General features: G+C 69.1%; 18 protein-coding genes and 4 pseudogenes. 8 read left to right on the plus strand and 14 right to left on the minus strand.

What is annotated here, in order from left to right; all coding sequences use genetic code 11:
- Positions 1-3: 3 nt before the first annotated feature.
- The 5 genes and pseudogenes from AQJ91_RS40975 to AQJ91_RS57600 all read right to left on the minus strand — a co-directional run bounded on the left by AQJ91_RS40975 (position 4) and on the right by AQJ91_RS57600 (position 4,690).
- Positions 4-1,416, minus strand: coding sequence for an aldehyde dehydrogenase family protein (locus tag AQJ91_RS40975; RefSeq protein ID WP_067032959.1), 1,413 nt, complete (start codon positions 1,414-1,416; stop codon positions 4-6).
- A complete protein-coding gene (locus tag AQJ91_RS40980) occupies positions 1,413-2,291 on the minus strand; it encodes an SDR family NAD(P)-dependent oxidoreductase (RefSeq protein WP_067032961.1) in 879 nt (292 codons plus the stop codon). The genes AQJ91_RS40975 and AQJ91_RS40980 overlap by 4 nt, the downstream gene beginning before the upstream one ends.
- Positions 2,288-3,634 carry a flavin-containing monooxygenase gene (locus tag AQJ91_RS40985; protein ID WP_199848154.1) on the minus strand — a complete coding sequence of 449 codons (1,347 nt, stop codon included), beginning with the start codon at positions 3,632-3,634 and terminating at the stop codon, positions 2,288-2,290. The genes AQJ91_RS40980 and AQJ91_RS40985 overlap by 4 nt, the downstream gene beginning before the upstream one ends.
- Before the next feature lie 137 nt (positions 3,635-3,771).
- A pseudogene (locus AQJ91_RS40990) lies at positions 3,772-4,158 on the minus strand (ATP-binding protein); the annotation flags it as partial.
- A 256-nt stretch (positions 4,159-4,414) separates the two neighbouring features.
- Positions 4,415-4,690 carry a PAS domain-containing protein gene (locus AQJ91_RS57600; RefSeq protein WP_079085585.1) on the minus strand — a complete coding sequence of 92 codons (276 nt, stop codon included), beginning with the start codon at positions 4,688-4,690 and terminating at the stop codon, positions 4,415-4,417.
- Between the two features lie 382 nt (positions 4,691-5,072).
- Here AQJ91_RS57600 and AQJ91_RS40995 point away from each other — a divergent pair, with 382 nt between their 5' ends.
- Positions 5,073-5,408, plus strand: a complete 336-nt coding sequence (locus tag AQJ91_RS40995) for an SCO4225 family membrane protein (RefSeq protein ID WP_067032968.1) — start codon at positions 5,073-5,075, stop codon at positions 5,406-5,408.
- 288 nt (positions 5,409-5,696) lie between these two features.
- Here the strand turns inward: AQJ91_RS40995 and AQJ91_RS41000 are convergent, their stop codons facing one another.
- The gene (locus AQJ91_RS41000; protein ID WP_067032970.1) at positions 5,697-6,344 is read right to left on the minus strand and encodes a hypothetical protein; all 648 of its coding nucleotides are present in this window, start codon (positions 6,342-6,344) and stop codon (positions 5,697-5,699) included.
- A 236-nt stretch (positions 6,345-6,580) separates the two neighbouring features.
- On the opposite strand from AQJ91_RS41000, the gene AQJ91_RS56760 reads away from it, so the two are divergent.
- Together AQJ91_RS56760 and AQJ91_RS41010 are read left to right on the plus strand one after the other, a co-directional pair.
- Entirely contained in the window at positions 6,581-6,949 is a 369-nt protein-coding gene (locus AQJ91_RS56760; RefSeq protein ID WP_067032973.1) for a DEAD/DEAH box helicase family protein, read from the plus strand.
- Between the two features lie 718 nt (positions 6,950-7,667).
- Complete coding sequence (locus AQJ91_RS41010) at positions 7,668-8,123, plus strand: hypothetical protein (protein ID WP_067032978.1); 456 nt, start codon at positions 7,668-7,670, stop codon at positions 8,121-8,123.
- 622 nt (positions 8,124-8,745) lie between these two features.
- Here the strand turns inward: AQJ91_RS41010 and AQJ91_RS41015 are convergent.
- The 3 genes and pseudogenes from AQJ91_RS41015 to AQJ91_RS54095 form a co-directional block, all read right to left on the minus strand.
- A pseudogene (locus tag AQJ91_RS41015) lies at positions 8,746-9,042 on the minus strand (dihydrofolate reductase family protein); the annotation flags it as partial.
- A gap of 102 nt (positions 9,043-9,144) precedes the next feature.
- Entirely contained in the window at positions 9,145-10,992 is a 1,848-nt protein-coding gene (locus tag AQJ91_RS41020) for a glycoside hydrolase family 15 protein (RefSeq protein WP_067032980.1), read from the minus strand.
- 142 nt (positions 10,993-11,134) lie between these two features.
- The gene (locus tag AQJ91_RS54095; protein WP_159054772.1) at positions 11,135-11,275 is read right to left on the minus strand and encodes a hypothetical protein; all 141 of its coding nucleotides are present in this window, start codon (positions 11,273-11,275) and stop codon (positions 11,135-11,137) included.
- 24 nt (positions 11,276-11,299) lie between these two features.
- Between AQJ91_RS54095 and AQJ91_RS41025 the strand changes: the two are divergent.
- Positions 11,300-11,979, plus strand: a pseudogene (locus AQJ91_RS41025) (helix-turn-helix transcriptional regulator).
- 211 nt (positions 11,980-12,190) lie between these two features.
- Here the strand turns inward: AQJ91_RS41025 and AQJ91_RS41030 are convergent.
- The 5 genes and pseudogenes from AQJ91_RS41030 to AQJ91_RS41045 all read right to left on the minus strand — a co-directional run.
- Positions 12,191-12,757: pseudogene (locus AQJ91_RS41030) on the minus strand (VanW family protein); the annotation flags it as partial.
- A 35-nt stretch (positions 12,758-12,792) separates the two neighbouring features.
- On the minus strand, positions 12,793-12,936 hold the full coding sequence (locus tag AQJ91_RS54100) for a hypothetical protein (RefSeq protein WP_159054773.1): 144 nt from the start codon (positions 12,934-12,936) through the stop codon (positions 12,793-12,795).
- 530 nt (positions 12,937-13,466) lie between these two features.
- Positions 13,467-13,760, minus strand: coding sequence for a putative quinol monooxygenase (locus AQJ91_RS41035; RefSeq protein ID WP_067032982.1), 294 nt, complete (start codon positions 13,758-13,760; stop codon positions 13,467-13,469).
- Positions 13,761-13,775: 15 nt separating this feature from the next.
- The gene (locus tag AQJ91_RS41040; RefSeq protein ID WP_067032984.1) at positions 13,776-16,337 is read right to left on the minus strand and encodes a glycoside hydrolase family 32 protein; all 2,562 of its coding nucleotides are present in this window, start codon (positions 16,335-16,337) and stop codon (positions 13,776-13,778) included.
- Between the two features lie 219 nt (positions 16,338-16,556).
- Positions 16,557-17,519 carry a carbohydrate kinase family protein gene (locus AQJ91_RS41045; protein ID WP_067032985.1) on the minus strand — a complete coding sequence of 321 codons (963 nt, stop codon included), beginning with the start codon at positions 17,517-17,519 and terminating at the stop codon, positions 16,557-16,559.
- A 250-nt stretch (positions 17,520-17,769) separates the two neighbouring features.
- Here AQJ91_RS41045 and AQJ91_RS41050 point away from each other — a divergent pair, with 250 nt between their 5' ends.
- From AQJ91_RS41050 to AQJ91_RS41065, 4 genes are all read left to right on the plus strand, one after another.
- Positions 17,770-18,789: a sugar ABC transporter substrate-binding protein gene (locus AQJ91_RS41050; RefSeq protein WP_067032987.1), complete on the plus strand. Its 1,020-nt coding sequence runs from the start codon at positions 17,770-17,772 to the stop codon at positions 18,787-18,789.
- A gap of 147 nt (positions 18,790-18,936) precedes the next feature.
- Positions 18,937-19,950, plus strand: coding sequence for an ABC transporter permease (locus tag AQJ91_RS41055; RefSeq protein ID WP_067032989.1), 1,014 nt, complete (start codon positions 18,937-18,939; stop codon positions 19,948-19,950).
- Positions 19,947-20,783 carry an ATP-binding cassette domain-containing protein gene (locus tag AQJ91_RS41060; RefSeq protein WP_067032991.1) on the plus strand — a complete coding sequence of 279 codons (837 nt, stop codon included), beginning with the start codon at positions 19,947-19,949 and terminating at the stop codon, positions 20,781-20,783. Before AQJ91_RS41055 ends, AQJ91_RS41060 begins: the two co-directional genes overlap by 4 nt.
- A gap of 77 nt (positions 20,784-20,860) precedes the next feature.
- Entirely contained in the window at positions 20,861-21,892 is a 1,032-nt protein-coding gene (locus AQJ91_RS41065; RefSeq protein WP_067032993.1) for a LacI family DNA-binding transcriptional regulator, read from the plus strand.
- Positions 21,893-22,307: the final 415 nt, after the last annotated feature.

Here is a 22,307-nt window from a genome sequence, read left to right on the forward strand (position 1 = left end):
GGGTCAGCGGGTGCGGATCCAGATCGTCTTCTCCCGGGTCCACTGGTCGAAGGCGTTGGTGGACTTCTCCACTCCACCGAATCCCGACTGCTTCCAGCCGCCGAAGGGTGTGGTGATGTCACCCTCGCTGTAGGCGTTGACGGAGACCACGCCGGCCTCGATGCCGCGTGCCAGCCGCAGCGCGGTATCGAGGTCGCGGGTCCAGACCGAGGCGGCGAGACCGTACTCGGTGGCGTTGGCCCTGCGTATCGCCTCGTCCTCGGAAGTGAAGGTCTGGACGGTGACGACGGGACCGAACAACTCCTTGGTGAGAACGTCGCTGCCGTCGGGGGCTCGAGTGATCACGGTGGGCGGGTAGTAGGCACCGCGCGGAGGCAGCCCGTGGGGCAGTCCCCCGGTGAGGATCTGGGCTCCGCCGGCCCGGGCGGCCTCCACGGCTCCCGCGACCCGGTCGAAGGCGGCGTGGTTGATGAGCGGCCCCATCTGCGTGCGCGGGTCTGCCGGATCGCCAATGACGAGCTCTCTCGCCGCGGCCGTGAACCGCTCCAGGACCTCCTCGGCGATTCTGCTGTGAACGAGAACCCGGGAGCCGGCCGTGCAGTTCTGCCCCATGGTCAGGAACGCGGCCTCGATCATGTTGTCGATGAGCTCGTCGCCGTAGGAGAGCGCGTCGGCCATCAGCACCTGTGGGCTTTTGCCGCCCATCTCCAGCGAGACGCGCTTGAAGTTGCTCTCGGCGGCGTCCTTGAGGATGCGGCGGCCGGTCGCGGTGGACCCGGTGAAGGAGAGTGCCCCCACGAGGGGGTTACGGGCGAGTGCCGTCCCTGCCTCCCGGCCATGTCCGGGCAGTACCGTGAGTACCCCGTGGGGCAGGCCGGCCTCGGCTGCGAGTGCGGCCAGGTGGAGGGCCGAGCGCGGGGTCGCCTCGGCGGGCTTGACCAGCAGACAGTTGCCGGCGGCCAGGGCCGGTCCGACCTTCCATGCGGTCATGGCGAGTGGGTAGTTCCACGGCACGATCGCCGCGACGAGCCCGACCGGCTCGCGGCTCATGAGACCGAGACCGTCGGGCCCGCTCGGCGCGATGCGGCCGAAGACCTTGTCGGCCGCCTCGGCGAACCAGCGGACCGACTCGATCGCGCCCGGTACGTCGCTCGTACGGCACTCCGTGATCGGCTTTGCCGCGTCCTCGCTGTCCAGCCGGGCGAGGATCTCTGCGTCGCGTTCCATGAGGTCGGCCAGTCGCAGCAGCACCGCGCCGCGCTCCCGGGCCGGCAGGTGCGACCACACCCCGGCGTCGTGGACCTGCCGGGCCTGCTCGGCCGCCTTGGCGACATCGTCGGCGCTCGCGGCGGGCAGGGAGGTGATCGGCTCCCCCGTGGCGGGATTGACCACCTGCAACATCTCGGTCGTGGTCATGCTTCCTCCACCAGCTCCCAGCGCCCGTCGGTCCGGCGGGCCAGTCCGCGTCGGCGGAGTTCCTCCAGATAGCGAGCCATGCCGCGGTCACCGCGCTTGCGGAACAGCGGGAAGACTTGGGGCAGCAGGTTCGGCATGAGCATCGCGAACCGCACCAGACGGGACTCACCGGGCCGGGGGTAGGCCTCCAGTCGGGGCCTGTCCAGCAGGCTCACCACGGCCGCGACGACGTCGGCGGGCTGCTGCGGGGGATCCTGGAACTGCATGGAGTTCCCGCCTTCCACGGCCTCTTGGCGCAGCATCCGGGTGTCGGTCGCCGACGGCAGCACCGACCCGGCCAGGATTCCCTTGCTCCTCAGGTCGAGCCCGATGGCCAGCATCGCGCCACGCAGCCCGAACTTGGAAGCGGTGTAGATCGGGGTCTCGCCCAGCGGGAAGATCCCGCCGAGGGATACCGTGGTGACAACCCGGGCGTCCCGGGAAGCCATGAGAAGAGGGATGGCGATCCGGGTCGCGACCAGTGGTGAGGTCAGGTTGAGGGTGATCTCCCGCTCGATGCTCTCGACGCTGCGGACGTCGAAGCGTTCCGCGCTGGTCATGCCCACGTTGTTGACGAGTACGTCGAGGCGGCCGTAGGACTCGGCGACCACCTCGAACAACTGCTCCACCTGGGCACGGTCGATCAGGTCACAGCCGATACCCCTGTGCCCGTCGCCGGGCAGGTCCGCGGCCACCTTCATGGCACGGGCGCCGTCGATGTCGACGACGATGCAGCGGGCGCCGCCGGAGGCGAAGCGACGGCACAGTGCACTGCCGATGCCGCCCGCGCCGCCGGTCACCAGCACGACCTTGTCGGTGAGGTCGAACCCGCTCATGCCGTCGCCTCCGCGGGTCGAAGGGACCGTACCCGCGGCGGCCGGCCCTCGGTGCGCCAGCCCATCTGGCCCGCGACCTTGCCCAGGTACTTCACGAAGGCACCGCTGTCGACGTAGCCGGTGTGGCGGGGCGAGTCGACGAACTTCAGCCCGCCGGTCAGGTCCGGCCGGTCGTCGCGGATCATGCGGGCGAACTGCTCCGCGTTCGGCAGCCGGTGCCGCGCGTCGTGGAGGTACCCGGCGATCAGCTGCGCCTGAGTGTCGAAGAGCTGGTACGCACCGGAGTTGGTCTCCACGAAGCCGATGCCGAACAGGCCCTCGTGCTCGCGCGAGAACGACGACAGGTACAGATCGGGGTGCTGCTCGTCGCCGAAGTACTTCTGCGCGACCGGCACTTTGTGGACATAGCCCGTGGCCAGCAGCACGAGATCGAAGTCGTCGCTCGTGCCGTCGGTGAAGTACACGGTCCGACCCTCGGTACGGGCGATCCCGGGCCTGGCGGTGATGTCGCCGTGCTGGAGGTGGTGGATCAGCATCGAGTTGATGGCCGGGTGGGTCTCGAACAGCTTGTGGTCCGGCTTCGGCAGCCCCAGCCGCGTCGGATCGCCGTTGATGATCCGCAGGAGAGCACCGAAGACCCGCTGCGCCAGCCACATCGGCAGATGCGGCCCACTGTTGGCGATGGTGTCCACCGGCCGGCCGAAGAGGTGCTTGGGGATGAACCAGTACCCGCGCCGCATGCTGATCACCGCGTGGTCCGCGGTCCGGGCCGCGTCGCAGGCTATGTCGCAGCCGGAGTTGCCCGCGCCCACGACCAGGACCCGCTTGCCCCGCAGCTCCTCCGCGCTGCGGTAGCCGACGGTGTGCCGGACCTCCCCGCTGAACTCACCGGGCAGTTCGGGGATGTTGGGGTGCCACTGCGAGCCCGTGCACACGACGACCTGCCCGTGAGTGCTTTCCCGCCCGTCGGCCCGGGTGACCGTCCAGGTGCCGTCCGCGTTCTTCTCGACGTTTTCGACCTCGACGCCGAACTCGATGCGGTCGGTCAGCCCGTAGGCGTCGGCGAAGGACCGCAGGTACGACAGGATCTGCCGGTGGGGCGGGTAGTCCGCGAAGTGGTCGGGCATCGGGAAACCGCCGAATCCCGACAGGGTCCTGCTGGAAATGAAGTGGGCCGACTCGTACATCGGGCTGCCGGGATTGTCTATGTCCCAGATACCGCCGGGCCCGGTGTGCCGCTCCAGGTGCGTGTACGGCAGATTCCGCTCCGCCAGGGCCCTGGCGACCGCCAGCCCGGCCGGTCCCGCCCCGATCACACACGTATCCAACTGGCTTTCCTTCACGGGCCTGCCTCCTCGTTCATCCCGCTTCACGGGCGTTGGAGGAAACGTATTCACCCGCCGTCCGGCAGGAACTGACCCGCGCGGCCACGGACCGGACCTCAGCGGCCACGCGACCACTGCATCCGTCGCGCGCGGCCTCACTCGCTCGGGCTACCGCTGACAGCCGTCCACGGTGACCGGTGCGCGCGTCGCCGGGTGTGTGTCGCCGGGTGTGTGTCAGCCGCGCGCTGTGCCGGCTGTCGCGCACGCTCATCTGGCAGGGGCTGTTCCGCCCGGATCGTCTTGCCGACAGAGGTCTGACGACTGCCCCACCGCTCGGCAACCTGGACGACGAGCAGCAGTCCCCGTCCACCCCCGTCGAAGACGCGGGTCCGCCGCAGGTGGGGGGCGGTGCTGCTGCCGGCGGAGACTTCGCAGATGAGCGCGTCGGCACGGATGAGCCGCAGCTGGACGGGGGCGTTGCCGTAACGGATGGTTTTGGTGACCAACTCGCTGCCCCTCAACTCGGTGACGAACTCCAACTCACGCGGTTGCAGGTGACGGACCGCGCCTCACTGTCGTAGCCGGCCACGGGCAGCGGGAGTTGGCCGAGCGTGAGGTCCACAGCTCCGCCGGAGCCGCATCGATCGGCCCGGAGGGGTACGTCACCGCCGCCGAGGTGACGAACCCGGTGGGTCCTGCTGCGCGCGTCGGCCAGCGGCAAGCCCCGGAGCCGCATGGTGACACGGTTACCGTGCCACTTCCACAACGCCAGATCGCTCGTTCACGGCTCACCGGCGGTCAGGTGACGCCGCATCGCGGAGGGAAACCTCGTGGCAAGCAGGCCGGCGGCCGGCCCACCACCTCCTCGGGCGCGTACCCGAGAAGTCGCCTTGCTCCGGAGCTCCACACCATGACGACTCCGCGGGCGTCGATGACGACCACGAGGCGCCTGGCGCTGCGCCCCCGACTCCTGGGGTCGCGTCGGGCTCGTTGTCCATAGCGGTGTCCAGACCTCGTAACTGCCGCGACCCGGCACGGCGCCGCATCACCCACCACGGGCCCTGCCTCCCACATCCCGCCGCGCGACAAGGCGCTCAACCGGCCACCGCGGGCCCGTCATCCGACGGGCATCGGACGGAACCAACGGTGGCTGGGTCGCACTCACCGACTTCCTCGCCACGGCCGACCTTCGGCTGGCGCCGGACGCCGAGGTCTGCACCACGTCGCCGATCGACGGGAGGGCCTGAGGACGGTGATCACGCACCCGAGCCGCGATTACGCGATCACCGCGATGTACTCCGTGCCCGACGACGCCTGGTATCTGTGAACGTGAGGCGTGGCGTCATAGCGGATCAGCTGCTCCCCGCGACGGATGAGTATCCGTACTCAGGCACGGACTGCTGGGCACGGTCATGCTGAGAGTGTTCAGCAGGCTCTCACGAGATGGCGTGATGTCATGGCTCCTGCGTACCGGTCGCGCTCCTTGGTGCGGCGGATTCTCCTCAACCCCGCCGCCCTCGGTTACCTCGGTCTGCTGGCGGCGACCGGACTGTTTGTAGCAGCCAATGTACTGTTCAATGACAGTGCTGACGACCTGGTCCTGGCGGCGCTGCTCTTTCTGCCGACCCTGCCGACCGGGCTTCTGTTTGTTTCCGCAGGGGAATGGGCCGCCGTGGGTATGGCGGCTTCCGGCCTGTTCCAGGCGGTCCTCCTCGGGGCGGTCTGGAACTGGCTCGCGCAGTGGAGGCAGAACCGGAACCGCAGGCGACGCCCCTCCGCCCCCACCTCGTGACGCCGAGGCCCGAGGAGCCGGTGCCGTGTGTTGCCGAGACGTCCTTCCCCGACGGCCGTGATCGGTGCCCTCACCGTGCACGGCTGTGCCGCCGGGCCCTTCCCCGCCCGAGCCCGGCGGGACTGACCGCCCTCGGCTCCGAGAACACGGATCCGGGCTCAGTGGCTGTCGACTCACTCACCCTTTCGAACTCGATGGACAGCTCGGCGACGGGAGGCTCACCCCCCACTGAGTTCGAAGACCCGGGTTGCTCGACGACACACGCTCGATGCCAGGCGTGATAAGTGCTCAGCCGGTGAGACCGAGTTCGCGTAGGGCGTCCGCGGGGTGGTTGCGGTAGTGGTCGTGGGCGGCGGCTGCGTTGTTCGTCCACCCGGCGAGGTGGGCGAGGCTGATCGCGAGGCTGCGGAAGGTCGCGAGGGCCCGGGGCAGGCTGCCGGTGCGGGCGCGGCAGACGTCTTCGCCGAAGATCACGTCTCTCACGAAGTGCTGTGCCTCGATGGCCCACTGGCCGCGTACGCAGTGAGCGAGGACGGTGGTGTCGGCGATGTCGGACGGAGCGGTGGTGATGCCGAGTTCGGCGTCCGCGTGGATCTTTCCGTCGCCGCGTCCGGTGGTGTACCTCTCGACGAGCAAGGCCCGGGTGGCGTGTGGCAATTTCACCTGCCCCGGCGAGAGGGGCTGCACGCGCACAATGCGGATCTCGTGGCGGCCTGAGTTGGTCTCCTCGGTGCGGTGGACGGTGATGTGCGGGTTGGTGATCTCGTCCCAATCAAGCGCGTCCAGCTGCGCGAACAGGGCAGAGCGGTTCTCCTTGACGGGGAAGAGGCCGAAGGCGCCGCGGCGGTGCAGGTAGCGGGCGTGGTCGGTGACGGTGTGCAGGGACGTGCCGTGATCCCGGCACGCCCTGTCCGGGTCCTTGAGCGTCTGCTGCAAAGCATGTGAGGGTGCGGCCTTCAGCCACGGATGCTCGCGCTTGGCGTCGGCGGGTGGTGGTCTTACGCCGCGAGGTCGGGCCGCGCGAGAGCGGGTGCGCATGCTCAGCCGCCGACGGCTTTGCGCGGGATGAGAAGAACGCGGGGATAGCCAAAAGACTCCGGGCCAGCGTGCGGTCGGTGAAGCCTTCAATGAAACTTTCGCGCGTGCCGCCGTCCGGATGATGAAGTGGCACGGTGACCAACCACGATGCGGCGGCGGTTGTCCGACCGTTGACACTGGCTTGGGTGAGCCGGCACCTGGAGGTCGGAGAACGGATCGTCAGAACGCAGGAGGAGATCGTGACGCCCGCCGCCTTGCGGCCGCGGGTGGGCCGGCTCGAGCACGCGTTCAAGGACGCTGAGGAAGCGGCTCGGTTCGTTGCGGCCTGCAATGTCGTTCTCGCCACCCCGCAGATCCTCAGCAGGAGCGTGGGAAATGTGCGGACGGCGCTGCTGTCGTCGTTCTCCCATCTGATCGTGGACGAGGCGTCACTCCCCCGCGGAGACGTGGGCGCGGGTGATCGATGGCCTCTCCGACCATCCGGTGCGTCGCACCGTCGTTGAACAGCGCGACTCCATATGCCGGGCCCCGGGAATGCCTTCTCTCCCGGGGCCCGTGGTGTCCGAGCAGATCTCTCCGGTCACCGTGGCGGTGAGCCATTCGGCGACTTCGGCGTCGGTCAGGAGCAGCGTCTGTGTCTGGTGGGCGGAGCCTCCTGGACGACGTGGACGCGGCCCGGGCGCGGGCGGCCCTTCGGACGGCGTCAACCTGGTAGGCCTGTTTAGGGATCGCAGAAGCACAACATGCGGGCGATCGATGCGTCGGCCTGCGAAGTCAAGTCTCAGAACCCACAAGTTAATTCTCCGCGAGCCCCTTAGCGTCGCCGACGACCTCGCCAGCCTGTCGACGCTGAAGATCCGGGTGCAGCCCTACGGCCCGAAGACCGCGATGGTCAGCCCCGAGAAGGCGCGCGAGAAAGAACCTGGAGATGGAAGTCGACCGCCTCCTGGAGAAGGCCGTCTACCTCCAGCGCCACGCCCACGCCGCCATGCTCGGGCGGTGCGTCCCGCGCGTCCGCCTCATTCATCTGGGGGAGGGTGAGGGCGAACTGGATTCCGTGACGGTTGAGGTGGCACCATCAATGTCGCCGGACACCCGCGAGTCCATATCTTCGGGCCCGTCTGTCCTCAAGCCGGTGCAGGAGACCGATGCAAAGGCCACAGGCGGGGCGAAGAGGCGGAGCCGACGACCCACAGCAGCAACTCCTCGAAGGATGTGTCCATGCGGCTGGCCCTGAAGACGTCGGACCCTGTGCGAACCCGGTCCCTGCGCAGGGTGCTCATCACCCTTCTGGTCGCCACTGTCGCCGCCGCCCTGGCGATCGGCTGCATTGCGGTGTCCAACGCGGTGAACCAGCCGGAGCTCCGGATACGCGGCATCCCCAGCAGCGGCGTGCTGAACGCCGCCGCGCTCTCCGAGGCCACGCTCACGGTGGACACGGTGGACACGGTCGGCTCCAGCGACGACGAGGCACTGCACAATGAGGCGCTGCGCAATGTCGAGGCCAGGCTGAACGGCGAGATCGTCCCTACCCTGTGGGTCGGAAGCCACAGGGTGCTCGATGTAGGGGCGTTGCGGGACGGGGAGTACGAGCTGACGGTGACCACCGACCTGGGCCTGCTCTCGCGCGAGATCAGTCTCAGTCGCCACTTCGTCGTGGACACCACCCAGCCCTGACCTCAAGGTGCCAGATATTGACAAGGAACTGCCCGTCATTCCGCGCGGTGTGTCTGTTCGCCACGTCACGGTGGGCAGCCGCCGCCAGCTGGCACTGGCTCACCCCGATGGTCGGGTCGGCGAAGGCGGTGGCCGCGTGCTCCAGAAACGCGTGGGCGATCCCGAGCCGGTCGGTGCCGAGAATGTTGGTGGACGCGGCGGTGTGGAGTTATTGATCCGAATCGGTAGGGGTTCCTACTCGTTGATCCTTGCGCGAGTGAACTTGCGGGGGACGCACGGCAGTTGTCGTCACCGGCGCAAGAGGCTCTGCGGATGCGGGCGGCTCGACCGCGAGGGTGTCGGCACCGGATGGGTCGTGTCCGAGGAGGTCGGCCAGGCCCCCGGGGCAGGTGTCCTTGATGACCCGCCGGATCGTCGCGCCGCTGGGCGGGATGCGCACGGCCAGGGCGGTTGCGGTACGGGCACCGAGCCGGGCCAGAACGTCCTGCGGGGCGTCGGCGGCCCACTCAGCAATTGCCACGTAACTCCTCGTGTCTCGCGGCTGATGTCGTAATCTCACGGGCCGTGTCGTACCGATGTCGCATACGACATCACCGTGAGACTGGCGCGTTGGTGCTGCTGCTCAGCGCCTCGTCTCGTACCTGGTCAGGACCACGCCGCCGGGAAACGTCCGCGTCTCCACCAGGTTCAGGTTCACCCAGCTGTCCAGCGCGGTGAAGAACGGCGTGCCGCTGCCCACCAGGACCGGATGGGCGGCGATCGCGTACTCGTCGATCAGCCCGGCGCGCATGGCCGCCCCGGCGAGCGTTGCGCCGCCGATGTTCATTGGGCCGCCGTCCTCGGCCTTGAGCCGGGTGATCTCGGCGATGGCGTCGCCGGTGACCAGGCGGGTGTTCCAGTCGACCTTGTCGATCGTCGCGGGAGAACACCATGCGCGTCAGGCGCATCTCGCCTGCGGCGCGCAATGCGGTGGTCAGCACCAGTGTGCCGACGAACGCCCCCGCCGCCGTTCCCCACGCGCTCACCTACCCGCCTCCTTGCCGGCGGCATCGATGGCGCAGGCGGCGCTGATGAGCGCCAGGTGGCTCAGCCCCTGGGGCAGGTTTCCCAGGAAGTCACCGGTGGCCGCGTCGATCTCCTCGCTGTAGAGGCCGACGTCGTTGGCCAGATGGACCAGGTCGTCCATCAATTCGGTGGCCTGGGTGAGCTGTCCGGTGCGGGCCAAGGATTCGGCGAGCCAGAAGGAGCAGGCGAGGAAGGCGCCCTCGGGCCCGATCAGGCCGTCCTCGCCGGAGTAGCGGTCGACGAACGGCCCGTGCCGCAGCTCTTGCCCCACGGCCTTGATCGTGGCCCGCATGCGCTGAACGTCCCCGTCGTAGCCGTAGAGGTGGCCGAGGAGGACAGCGGCGTCCAGGTCCTCGCTGCCGGCGGAGCGCACGTAGCAGTTGCGGCGTGGCGAGACGCAGCCGGTCTCGATGAACGTGGCGATCTCTTCGCGGGCGGAGTACCAGCGGTCCAGGTGCCGGTCCGGAATCCAGCGGCGCTCGGCGAGATGTGCTGCGCGGTCGAGCGCCACCCAGCACATCATCTTCGACTGGGTGAAGTGGCGGGGTGTGCTGCGTACCTCCCAGATGCCTGAGTCCGGGTCCTGCCAGGTGGCGCAGACCAGGTCGGCGAGTTCCGCCAGGCGGCGGGCGACGTCCGCGTCCAGCCGTCCGGCGGTCTGGGCGTGCAGCCAGGCGGTCTGCATCAGCTCGCCGTAGGTGTCGAGCTGGGTCTGATGGGCCGCCGCGTTGCCGATGCGGACCGGCGACGAGCCGCGGTAGCCCTCCCACGGGAGAGTCCGTTCCGTCGTGTGGGCGCCGCCGTCCAGCCGGTAGAGGACCTGCAGGCGGGGGTGGGTGAGCTGGGAGGCGTGCATCAGCCACCAGAAGTAGGCATGTGCCTCCGCGGGGCAGCCGAGCCGGAGGAAGGCTGCCAGGGTGAAGGCGGAGTCGCGGACCCACGAGTAGCGGTTGTCCCAGTTGCGCTCCCCGCCGAGGTGTTCCGGCAGCGAGGTCGTCATCGCGGCCGCGACCGCGCCCGACGGGGCGAAGACCAGCAGTTTCAAGGTCAGCAAGCTGCGCATCACCGCCTGGTGCCACCTGCCGGTGTAGATCCGGTCGTCCGCCCAGCGACGCCAGGCCGCGCACGTACGCTCCAGGCGCGCGTCGCATTCGGCGCGGGCTGGCAGGACCAGCGGTTCCTGATGAGCGAACGGCATGGCGATCAGGGCACTTCCGCCCGGTGCCGCGAGGAAGTTGCCGCTGATCGCATCCCCTTCGCACCGGGGTTCGCCGGCCTCCCAGGCGCATATGGCGAGCGCGTCGGCACCGGCTGTCGCCACCGGGACTCCGTCACGCCGGACCAACCGCGTGGTGCGGGTGCCGTAGCCGAATCGGGGCTGCACGCTCCACCGCATCGGCACGGCCCCGGATACGCCATCGACACGCCGTTGCAGCTCGCGCATCGGGGCGAGCGCGACCTCGTCGTGCAGCGTCAGCGCGTCGGTGACCCGCGCAGTGCCCTGCTGGGTGACGAAGGTGGTCTCCAGGACGTTCGTGCCGGGCAGATAGCGGCGTTCGCTGCGGTAGGGCACCGCCGGTTCCAGGAGGAACCGGCCGCCGCGGTCGGCGTCGAGCGCGGCGCCGAACACCGCGGGCGAGTCCATATCCGGCAGTCCGAGCCAGTCCACCGACCCGTCACGGGCGACCAGTGCCGCGGCCCGGCCGTCGCCGATCACCGCGTAGTCGCGCAGCGGAGCATAGCCACCGGCCCGCGAGACCGCCGGGCGATGGCGATGGCGATCGGTTCTGGGAGACGTTCCCATGGCTTCACCATCTCATCGGGCCTGCTCCATCGCTCTGGCACGCGGCTGATCACGGTTCCAGGCGATCCGAGGAGGCGCGGCACGGGCGGGTGGTGCCGTGAGGCTCCACCCGCCGGAAGGGTTTGGTGCGCTCCGCGCCTGTTCATAGCCGCTGCCGCTTGGCGTGGTACCGCCGGGCGAGCGCGACGGCGCCGAGGAGCAGTCCGAAGTCGCGCAGGGCGATGTCGTAGTGGTCCGGGATGGTGAGCAGGTTGACCATGATGCCGGCCAGCCAGCCGGCCACCAGCCAGCCAGCCCCGAAGCGTTCGTGGATGCCCCGAAGGAAGTACGCGACCCGGACGTCTCCGCCACGGCTCTCTCGACGAGCCGACCCGCAGGAGGCTGTACGACCACGTGGTGCGCCAGCCGAGCCCCGTCAGCCGCGACGAGGCCGCCGCCGCCCTCGGGCTGGCCCGGCAGACCGCCGCGTTCCATCTGGACCGGCTGGCCGACGAATCGCTGCTGGACGTCGCCTTCGAGCGCCGGAGCGGACGCTCCGGACCGGGCGCGGGAAGGCCGGCCAAGCTCTACCGCCGCTCGGCGAAGCAGGTCGCCGTTAACCTGCCGGACCGCCGCTACGAGCTGGCCGGACGGCTGCTCGCCCAAGCCGTGGAGGAATCCGACGCCACTGGTGCGCCGGTGCGGAAGGTTTTGCACCGCAAGGCCGAAGAACTCGGCACGCAACTGGGCGAGCAGAACAAGGCGAGCGTCTTCGAGCTGCTGGAGCGGTACGGCTTCGAGCCACGCCACGAGGGCGATGCCGTCGCTCTGGCGAACTGCCCCTTCCACGCACTGGCCCAGGAACACACCCAGACGGTGTGCGGCATGAACCTTCACCTGCTGCGCGGTGTCCCTGCCGGACTCGGGGAGGGCGGGTTCGAAGCATGCCTGATGCCTGAACCGGGCCGATGCTGCGTACGCCTGGAGCCCGGCCGCCTGAACACATAGGAAGCCAGCGGCAACCCCGCAGTCACGGTGCCACAGGCTTCGAGGAGGCGTGCGCCGACCTTCTGGCCCGTGAGACGGAGCCGAACTGATCGGCCTCAACGACTTAACCCACCGCCGTCACCGTGGCGAGGGCGTCGAGCTTGCCTTGGGTCTCTGCGGCCTGCTCCCTCGCCTCAGGACGGGGCATCCTCCGGTTACCAGGTGAACTGGTTCAGTCGTTCGACTCTGCTTCGCAGATGATCTCGTCGCGCGGCGTGTAGTGGGTGCGGAACGGTTCCCGCTTCACTTCCCGGCCGTCGTCGTGGAAGACCCGCTCCACGGTGACGTCGAAGCCCTCGAGCGGGGTCTGCGGCACGCACTCCTTGTCGGTGCTCACCTTCTCCTCCGGCTGCTTCACGTTCGTGCGCGGCCCCGTGACCGACTCGATCTCGTCGTACTTCCTGGTGCCGAGGAAGCTGATGGTCACCGAGGTGTCGGTGGACTCGGCCTGGATGTAGATGGCGTTGCCGGAGTCGTTGGTGAACCTCAGGTCCAGACTGCCCCAGGCGACCGTCGCCTCGCGGCCCTCCGGGTAGCGCTCGATGTAGAAGGAGTGGGCGCCGTACTCCACGGGCTTGACCCCGGCGAAGAACATCGCGTTGAACACGGTCGTGGCCACGGCGGAGACTCCGCCGCCGGGTGCCTTCGTGAACTGGCTGTCGAGGATCATGATGCCCTCGACGAAGCCGTTGGCCTCGGTGCGCTCGCCGACGGTCCGGTTGAAGCTCCAGGTCTCATCAGATCACGCCCCGCATCCCGCTCAGGAGCCCGCCTTCACCGCCGGCACCGGGCAGCCACCCCCAGCAGGATCTGCTCCTGGACGAAGCAGGGGTTCACACAGGCGTCGCCCCGGGTGGTGTCGGCGAAGTCGAGGGACAGAAGATCAGCCTCGCCGGTGTCGAGGAGAAACTCGCACATCCCGACCGGCGTCCCGGCAGCCGCACCATTCGTCGCGTGCGCCAGCGACACCGGCGGGCGTTGAACCGGGTGGCCTGGCACGTCAGGTGCTCGCGCTCGGCGAGGCTGGGGGCCTTGGGGCCCTCTCGGTGTACGCCATGCCGCGTCGCACTCGTGGAGGTACGTCGTCAAGCTCTCAGGCAACGCACTCGACGAGGCCCGACGCCGCGTCCTTGTGGCCACGCCGAGGCGTCCGACGTGGCCGGATGGACCCGGCGCGTACCGTCCTCAAGCCGCTCAACATGTATGACGGACACCCCGTCGAGATCCAGCAGCAACGTCGTGTCGTTGGCCAAGCCCGTGGCTCCCCGACTCCCCCACGATCACACATCGTCTCTGGTTTGACGCCGGACTGTCCAAGGGCGAAGCGTGCCGGGCCAGGGGACACGGGCCCGGACAAGGCAGGTTCTTCCGTATCACTCGGCCACGGCACGCATCTGCCCGTACGGCTCACCGTGTGGTGGTCGGCCCGCGAGGCGGGCCGACCACGGTCAGGCCACCGGATCGAGGAAGGTCAGCACGGAGGCGTCCTCCTCGATCAGCGGGGTGAGGGCAGCGTTGAACGGGCCGCCGTAGGGGGCGTTCAGGTGCGCCTGGAAGGCGTCCTCGTCCCGGTACACCTCGAAAATCCAGTAGGCGCGCGGGCTCGACGCCTTGGTGTAGACGTCGAAGGCGAGGTTGCCGTCTTCCTCGCGCACCTTCCGGGCGTAGTCCCCGATCAGGCGGACGACCTCGTCCTCCGCTCCCTCGCGGGCGGTGAACTCGGCGAGCAGGGTCTTCTTCACGGTCTCGTGTCCTTGTCAGTCGTGGGCGGAGTCGAGGTGCCAGACGCGGGCCTGGTCCAGCTTCACCGAGCCGTTCTCGGCGAAGACCTGCACTCCCTGGCTGGCGGGGTCGGGGAAGATCTGGTCGGTGATCACGGCCTCGCCGTTGCCGCCGAAGACCTCGACGGAGGACCAGTCGACGAGGATCCGCATCTTCACCTTGCCGTTCTTGGCCCTCAGCGGTGCGGTCTGGACACCGGGGAAGGTGCTGTGGAAGTCCCCGGCGCCGGAGCGGGTGCGGTCGACGTACAGCTCCTTTGTCGTGGCGTCGTAGCCGATGACGGTCTCCTCGCCACCTGCGCCGGTGCGCACCTTGAGGCCGAAGCGTTCGGCGTCCTTGAGGGAGAAGGTGGCCTCGATGTCGAGTGCTTTGCCCCTGGCCGCAGGGCCGATCAGGGGCTTTGTGGTGCTCATGACGGTGACGCCGGCCGCCGTCGCCGGGCCGTTCTGCCGGAGGGACTCCAGGCCGCTGACCGGTTTGCTGGTGAGGCGGATCTGGCCGTTGATCGTGCGCAGGGCCATCTGCCGGGGGGTGCTCTGCGCGCCGCGCCAGGGGGAGGTGGGGATGGCGCCGCTGTAGTCCCAGTTGTTCATCCAGCCGATCATGTACCGCTTGCCGCCCGGTGCGTTCTCCCAGGACACCGCCGCGTAGTAGTCCTTGCCGTAGTCGGCCCAGTCGGCGCGCTGCACGACGGACTTGGCGGGGGTGTCGGCGGCGGTGAACTGGTCGGCCAGGATGTGGCCCCAGCCGGCGGTGTTCATGTCGACGATCTGGATGCGTGCCTTCTTGCCGGCGTAGGGACGCAGGTCGAAGGAGGCCCAGTCCAGGCTCTCGCTGTTGGCGCCGGTGGCGCTGCGGACGATCTGGCCGTCGACGATCAGGTTGACGGACGTCTCCTGGGAGACGGGCTGGGCCTTGGTGTCGGACAGCATGATGTGGTCGACGTTGAGGTGGCCCCAGCCGCCGGTGTTGTCGTCGACGATCCTGATCCGCGCCTTCTTGCCCGCGAGGTCGCCGACGTCCCAGGAAGCCCAGTTGAGCGCCTCGGCGTCCTTTCCGGTGGCGCTGCGCACCACTTGGCCGTCGGCGAGGAGTTCGAGGGCGGTGGGGTTGTCGGAGCCGGCGGGGTGGTGGCCGCCGCCGATGAGGAAGTTGATGTGGTTCTTGTCGATGGTGAATTCGGGCGAGGTGAGGGTGCCGGTGGTGGAGTCGCCGTTCAGGTAGGTGTTGACCAGGCCGTCGCCCAGGAATCCGGACACTTCTTGCTGGTTGGGGAGGGTGCCGGTGGCCGGTGCCGAGCCCAAGGCGTCTCCGGTCTTCGTCCAGTCGCCGTAGCTGCCGCCTTCGAAGTCGGCGAGGACCGTCCCTGCGGGCGGCGGTCCCTGCTCCATGACGGTTCCGGGCTCGTGCGGGTGCCGTCCGCCACCGACCTTGAAGTTCAAGTAGCTGCTGTCGACCGTGAATTCGGGTGAGGTGAGGGTGCCGGTGGTGCCGTCACCCGCGTGGAAGCTGTTGGCGAGGCCCTTGCCGTCGAAGCCGTCGACGGTCCCCTGCCCGGCCAGTGCCCCGGCCGCCGGTCCGTCGCCGAACGCGGTGCCGGTGGTCGTCCACGTACCGAATTCGGTGTCCTCGAAGTCCTGAACCACCGTGCCGGTGGGCGGAGTGTAGGTGCCCTCGTCCTCGGCGGTGAACTTCTTGCCGTCGAAGTCGCCGATGAAGTACTGGGCGGCCGAACCGCCCGCGATACCACCGGGGTTGATGTTGACGACCAGGACCCACTTGATGTTGTTCTCGTCCCCGTCGACCGCGAGGGGGAACAGGTCGGGGCACTCCCACACGCCGCCCGTCGCGCTCTGCGGCCCGAACTCACTTTGCAGCTCCCAGTCCTTGAGGTTCTTCGACGAGTAGAACCGCACCCTGTGCTCGGTGGACAGCGACACCGTCATCAGCCAGCTCTTGGTCGGCTCGTGCCACTGGACCTTGGGGTCGCGGAACTCTCTGGAGCCGATGTCGATGACGGGGTTGCCCTGGTACTTGGTCCAGGTGCGGCCGCGGTCGGTGCTGTAGGCGAGCGACTGGGCCTGCTTGCCGCCGTTCTTGTAGGCGCTGGTGTAGATCGCCACCATGGGCGGGTTCTTCTTGGTGCCGAAGCCGGTGGTGTTGGTCCAGTCGACGACCGCACTGCCGGAGAACACCATCTCCTCGTCGTCGTGCGACAGGGCGAGCGGCAACTCCTCCCAGTGCACGAGGTCCTTGCTCACCGCGTGCCCCCAGGACATGTCGCCCCACGAGTTGCCGTTCGGGTTGTACTGGTAGAAGAGGTGGTATTCGCCCTTGTAGTACACGAGGCCGTTGGGGTCGTTCATCCAGTTCTTCTCCGGAGTGAAGTGGAACTGGGGCCGGTAGGTCTCGCTGTACGGCGGGGTGTCGGCCGCGACGGCCTGCGGGGCCAGCGGGGCTGCGGACAGGGCGCAGACGGTGGCCACCGCCGCCATCATCCGTATGCGGGCATGCCGGATTACACGTCCAGAGCTCATGGTGTCTCCTGTGCCGCGGCCGTCCGCGCAGCGGAGCCTGCTGCCCGGCGCGGACCGGCCGAAAGGTGACGCCCTGTCGGCGCCGACGTCCGCAACACCGACAAGGGTGTCATCGTTGACTTGTGTCATCGATGACATCGAATGGCCAGATCATGGGGGCAATCCGACCGACGCGTCAACAGTTCGACCGTGATGTGGCCTCGGCGGCGGGCCTGCCCGTCAGACGCGGTCGGCCGCGGCGTGTTGCTCCACCTGGCTCTGCCACGGCGGATTGGGACCGGCAACCGAGCAGGTCAGAGCCGCGACCCGGACGGCGAACCGGCACGCTTGCACGACGTCGTCGAGACGGAGTTCCGTCAGCCGGCCGCCGAGGAGCCCACGGGCGCCGAGGTGGTACAGCAGCCCGGCGGTGAAGGAGTCCCCCGCCCCGACCGTGTCGACGACGGTCGTCGCCGCCGCGGGCACCTGAATCCGTTCGCCGTCGAGCGACGCCAGGACACCGTCGGCACCACGCGTGATCACGACGAGCCGTGCCCCGGCCGCGTGCCAGATGTCGCACGCCTGCTCGGGCGGTGTGCCCGGCAGTAGGAGTTCCAGGTCGTCCTCGCTCAGCCGGAGCACGTCGGCGAGAGCGCACCAGTGCGCCAGCCGGGCACGGTAGACGTCGGGGTGTACGAGCAGCGGCCGGACGTTGGGGTCGATGCTGATGGTCGCTCGGGGGGCGGCCGCCGCCAGGAAGTCCTCCACGACCGCCGCGCCGGGCTCCCGCACCAGGGCCAGGGAACCGGTGTGCACGCAGGCAGCTTCGGACAGGTCCACCCGCGCCAGCTCCTCGGCCGTCCACTGCCAGTCGGCCGTGTTCTGCGCATGGAAGGAGAAGGCGGCCTGCCCCTCGGCGTCCAGTTCCGCCACGGCCAGCGTGCTGGGCTCGGCGGCCCGGACGGCACTCGACAGGTCCACCCCGGACGCCTCCAGGTGGGCCCGGAACAGACGGCCGAACACGTCGCCGGACATCCGCGCGAGGAAGCGGGCCGGGGTGCCGAGGCGCGCCAGAGCAACTGCCGTGTTCGCAGGTCCGCCGCCGGGCAGGACGCGCAGGGCGAGTTCGTTCGAGGTGCTTGCGGGCTCGGCGAACGCGTCCGCGACGCACTCTCCCAGGACGGTGATCTGACGCAGGCTCATGGGCTGCTCTTCTCTGACGGACATACGGGCAGACCGGACGCGTCGTGGCGCAGCTGCCGGACGGCTGCGGGCGGGCGACGGCCGCGGGGCGTTGCCGATTTGTGACGAGTACGGGGCATTGACGTTTCCAGGAGACGGAGTCCATCATCCTCGCCATGCAGTGTCAACGATGACATAAGTCAGCGATGACATCCCGGGACGGCATTCCCCGATGCCGGCCGCGCCACTCGCAATCCCGCAGGAGTCGTTCATGTCTCGCACCGCTCGACTGCCCCTTTCCCTCCTCAGAGCCGCCGCCTGCACGGGCATCGCGGCTCTCGCCCTGACGGCCTGCGGATCCGGCTCCGGATCGGGTTCCGCCGCCGGTTCGGGCGAGGTCAAGGTCGGTCTGATCACCAAGACCGACACCAACCCGTTCTTCGTGAAGATGAAGGAGGGCGCGGAGAAGTCCGCGAAGGCCGAGGGCGTCAAGCTCATGACCGCGGCCGGCAAGTTCGACGGCGACAACGCCGGTCAGGTCACGGCCATCGAGAACATGGTCGCCGCCGGCGTCAAGGGCATCCTGATCACCCCGAGCGACTCCAAGGCCATCGTGCCCGCGATCGAGAAGGCCAAGGCCAAGGGCGTCCTGGTCATCGCCCTGGACACCCCGACCGAGCCGGAAAGCGCGGTTGACGCCCTCTTCGCCACCGACAACCTCAAGGCCGGCGAGCTGATCGGCGAGTACGCCAAGGCCGCCATGAAGGGCAAGACCGCCAAGATAGCCACCCTCGACCTCGCGCCGGGTGTGTCCGTCGGCGTCCAGCGGCACAACGGCTTCCTCAAGGGGTTCGGCATCGAGGAGAAGGACCCGGCGGTCGTCTGCTCCCAGGACACCGGAGGCGACCAGGCCAAGGGCCAGACGGCGATGGAGAACTGCCTCCAGAAGGAGCCCGGCATCAATGTCGTCTACACCATCAACGAACCGGCCGCTCTCGGCGCGTACACCGCGCTCAAGGCCAAGGGCCGGGAGAAGGACGTCTTGATCGTCTCCGTGGACGGCGGCTGCACCGGAACCCAGGCGGTCAAGGACGGCAAGATCGCCGCCACGTCGCAGCAGTACCCGCTGAAGATGGCCGCCGAGGGCGTCAAGGCCGTCGTGACGTTCGCCAAGGACGGCAAGAAGGCGTCCGGTTACACCGACACGGGCGTCACCCTGATCTCCGACAAGCCGCAGGACGGGGTCACGTCCAAGGACACCGTCTACGGCCTGGAGAACTGCTGGGGCTGAGCCGCCCCCCGAGGACCGTACGACATCGCTTCTCCCCCTCAGCGGGGCGGTCGCCCCCTCCTCCCCGACCGGGGACGGCCGCCCCCTCGTTCCCTTGTCCTCCGACGGGGACGGACAAGGACCTCTGTCTTCCGACAAGGACTTCGCATGACAGCCACGACCACGCCCCCGGGCACGTCCTCGCCGTACGCCGAGCTCAAAGCCCCGACCACGGCCCGCCGACTGCTCACGGCACCGACCACCGGCCCGCTGGTCGCCCTCCTCCTGGCCTGTGCCTTCTTCTCCTTCTCGACCGACCAGTTCCTCACGGGCGGCAACTTCTCGCTGATCGTGCAGCAGGTCATGGTCGTCGGCACCCTGGCCATCGGGCAGACCCTGATCATCCTCACCGCGGGCATCGACCTGTCGTGCGGTGCCGTGATGGCGTTCGGCAGCATCGTGATCGCCAAGATGGCTGCCGAGGGCTCGCTGCCCCCGCTCGCCGCCATCGCCCTGGGCCTGGTCGTCTGCGGCGGGTTCGGGCTGCTCAACGGGCTGTTGGTGCAGAAGATCCCGCTGCCGCCGTTCATCGTCACCCTCGGCATGCTCAACGTTGCGTTCGCGCTGACCCACATCTACTCCGAGGAGCAGACGGTCTCCAACCTGCCCGGCCCGCTGACGGCCCTCGGGCAGACCTTCCCGCTCGGCCACACCGACATCACCTACGGCTCCCTGGTCACCATCGCTCTGTTCCTCCTCCTCGCCTACGCGCTGAGCAGCACCGGCTGGGGCCGGCACGTCTACGCCCTGGGCAACAGCCAGGAAGCGGCGCGGCTGAACGGCATCCGCACCTCCCGGCTGACCATCGGCGTCTACACCGCGGCCGGCGTCCTCTACGGCATCGCCGCCCTGCTGCTCATCTCCCGCACCGGAGTCGGCGACCCCCAGGCCGGCCAGACCGACAACCTCGACAGCATCACGGCCGTGGTCCTCGGCGGCACGAGTCTCTTCGGCGGGCGCGGTTCGGTGCTGGGCACCTTCATCGGTGTGCTCATCGTCGGCGTCTTCCGCAACGGCCTGCAGCTGATGGGCGTCGCCTCCATCTACCAGACCCTGATCACCGGAGTCCTGGTGATCCTCGCGGTGACCGTCGACCAGCTCTCCCGGAAGAAGGCCCGATGACCGCCACCTCCTCCCCCACCCCCGTGCTGCAGGCCCGCGGTCTGGTCAAGCGCTACGGCCACGTCACCGCCATCGACGGCGCCGACTTCGACCTGCTGCCGGGCGAGGTTCTCGCGGTCATCGGCGACAACGGAGCCGGCAAGACCAGCCTGATCAAGGCCCTCACCGGCGCGGTGGTCCCCGACGCGGGCGAGATACGCCTCAACGGCAAGCCCATCACCTTCTCCGGGCCGCAGAGCGCACGCGCCCACGGCATCGAGACGGTCTATCAGGACCTCGCCGTGGCCGCCTCCATGGACATCGCCTCGAACATGTTCCTCGGGCGCGAACTCCGCCGCCCCGGCGTCCTCGGCAGTGTCTTCCGCATGCTGGACAAGAAGCGGATGCGCGAGGAGGCCGCCGAGCACATGGCCGACCTGAAGATCGGCCTGCGCTCGCTGACCCAGTCGGTGGAGACCCTCTCGGGCGGACAGCGGCAGGCCGTCGCGGTCGCCCGTTCCGTCGCCTGGGCCCGCAGCGTCGTCGTCATGGACGAACCCACCGCCGCCCTCGGCGTCAAGGAATCCGGTCAGGTCCTGGACCTCATCCGCCGGGTCCGGGACAAGGGCATGCCGGTCGTCCTGATCAGCCACAACATGCCGCACGTCTTCGAGATCGCCGACCGGATCCACGTCCACCGGCTGGGCAGGCGCGCTGCCGTGATCAAGCCCTCCGACTACTCCATGGCGGAGGTCGTCGCCATCATGACCGGCGCACTCTCCGTCGATGCGGCCGGAGATACTGTCGTAGCGGATTCCGCGGCCGCGAAGGCCGCGGGCGTCCAGGCCAACTGACGCCACGACAGAAGCACTCACAGGTTCCGGCCGAAGGCCGCGGCCGGAACCGACGAGCACAGGAGACCGTTTCCTCCATGGCAGCGAACCGCCGCCCCACCCTGGCAGACGTCGCCCGAGAAGTGGGCGTCAGCGCCAAGACCGTCTCCCGTGTCCTCAACGAGGACGGACCCGCCTCGCCCCGGACCAGGGAACAGGTCCTCGCCGCCGTGGCCAAGCTCGGCTTCCAGCCCAACCTCATGGCGCGCAACATCCGTGTCGGCGGACCCGACACCACCATCGGACTGGTCATCCCGGACCTCGGCAACCCCTTCTTCGGAGCCGTGGCACGCAGCATCGAGGACACCGTCCGCGACCGTGGACTAACCCTGCTCATGGGCTCCTCCGCAGACGACCCCGACCGCGAACGCGCACTGACGGACAAGTTCCTCGCCCGCCGCATCAGCATCCTGATGGTCGTGCCGTCCGTCGGCGCCGACCACTCCCACCTCAAGACCCACCGCGCCACGGGCCTGCCCGTCGTCTTCCTCGACCGCCCGGGAGTGGGCCTGGCCACGGACAGCGTCGTCAGCTCCAACCGTACGGGCGCCCACGAGGGCGTCACCCACCTGATCGCCCACGGCCACCGGCGCATCGGCTTCATCGGCGACCTTCCCACCACGCTCTACACACGCCGCGAGCGACTCGCCGGCTACCGCGCCGCCCTGCAGGAAGCCGACCTCCCCGCCGACCGCTCCCTGGTCACCAGCGCCCACGACCAGCACGGGGCCTCCGCCGCAACCGCCCAGTTCCTGGGCCTGGCGGATCCCCCCACCGCCCTGTTCGCCGGCAACAACATCGTCGCGCTCGGCATCGTCACCGAACTCGCCCGCAGCAATCGGAGGGACGTCGCCGTCGTCGCCTTCGACGACGTGGAGCTTGCCGAGGCACTCGAACCGGCCCTGACCGTCGTCGCCCAGGATCCCGAAGAAATCGGCAGGACGGCAGCGACCACCGCCCTGGCCCGCCTGGACGGCGACCGCTCCCGCGCCCGCACCATCATCGTCCCCACGCGACTGATCGTCCGAGGTTCGGGCGAGCACCCGGCTCCAGTGCTGCAAGAGGCATGACCATGGAATTGATGCCCGGGCATGGACCAACTGACCGCCGAGCTCGTGTTCACAGCACCGCGTCGGCGCCGACTGCTGGGGCGTCACAGACGGCATGACTGCGTCGATCCATGCCCGCCTCCTCCTGATCGGCGCGGTGTCCGCCCGCACCGCTTGCCCCGACCAGGCGGCACTCCGCCCAAGGGACAGGCGAGCACCGACGCGAGGCTGACCAGCTAATGATTCCGGCCGACCGCGACGGCACCGCTCGCAGCCGGCGCGCACCGGGGACAAAACCGAGTCGGCTAACGGACCCCGCGAGGCGGCGCGGGTGAACAGTCGTCCACCCGATCCGGCAGGTGCCGCTGTCCGCCACCGAGGAGGTCATCGAACCGCGACGCCGCCCCGCCTACCGCCTCTGCATGGCCCGCCGCCA

The sequence above is a fragment of the Streptomyces dysideae genome (assembly GCF_001514305.1).
Taxonomy (GTDB): domain Bacteria; phylum Actinomycetota; class Actinomycetes; order Streptomycetales; family Streptomycetaceae; genus Streptomyces; species Streptomyces dysideae.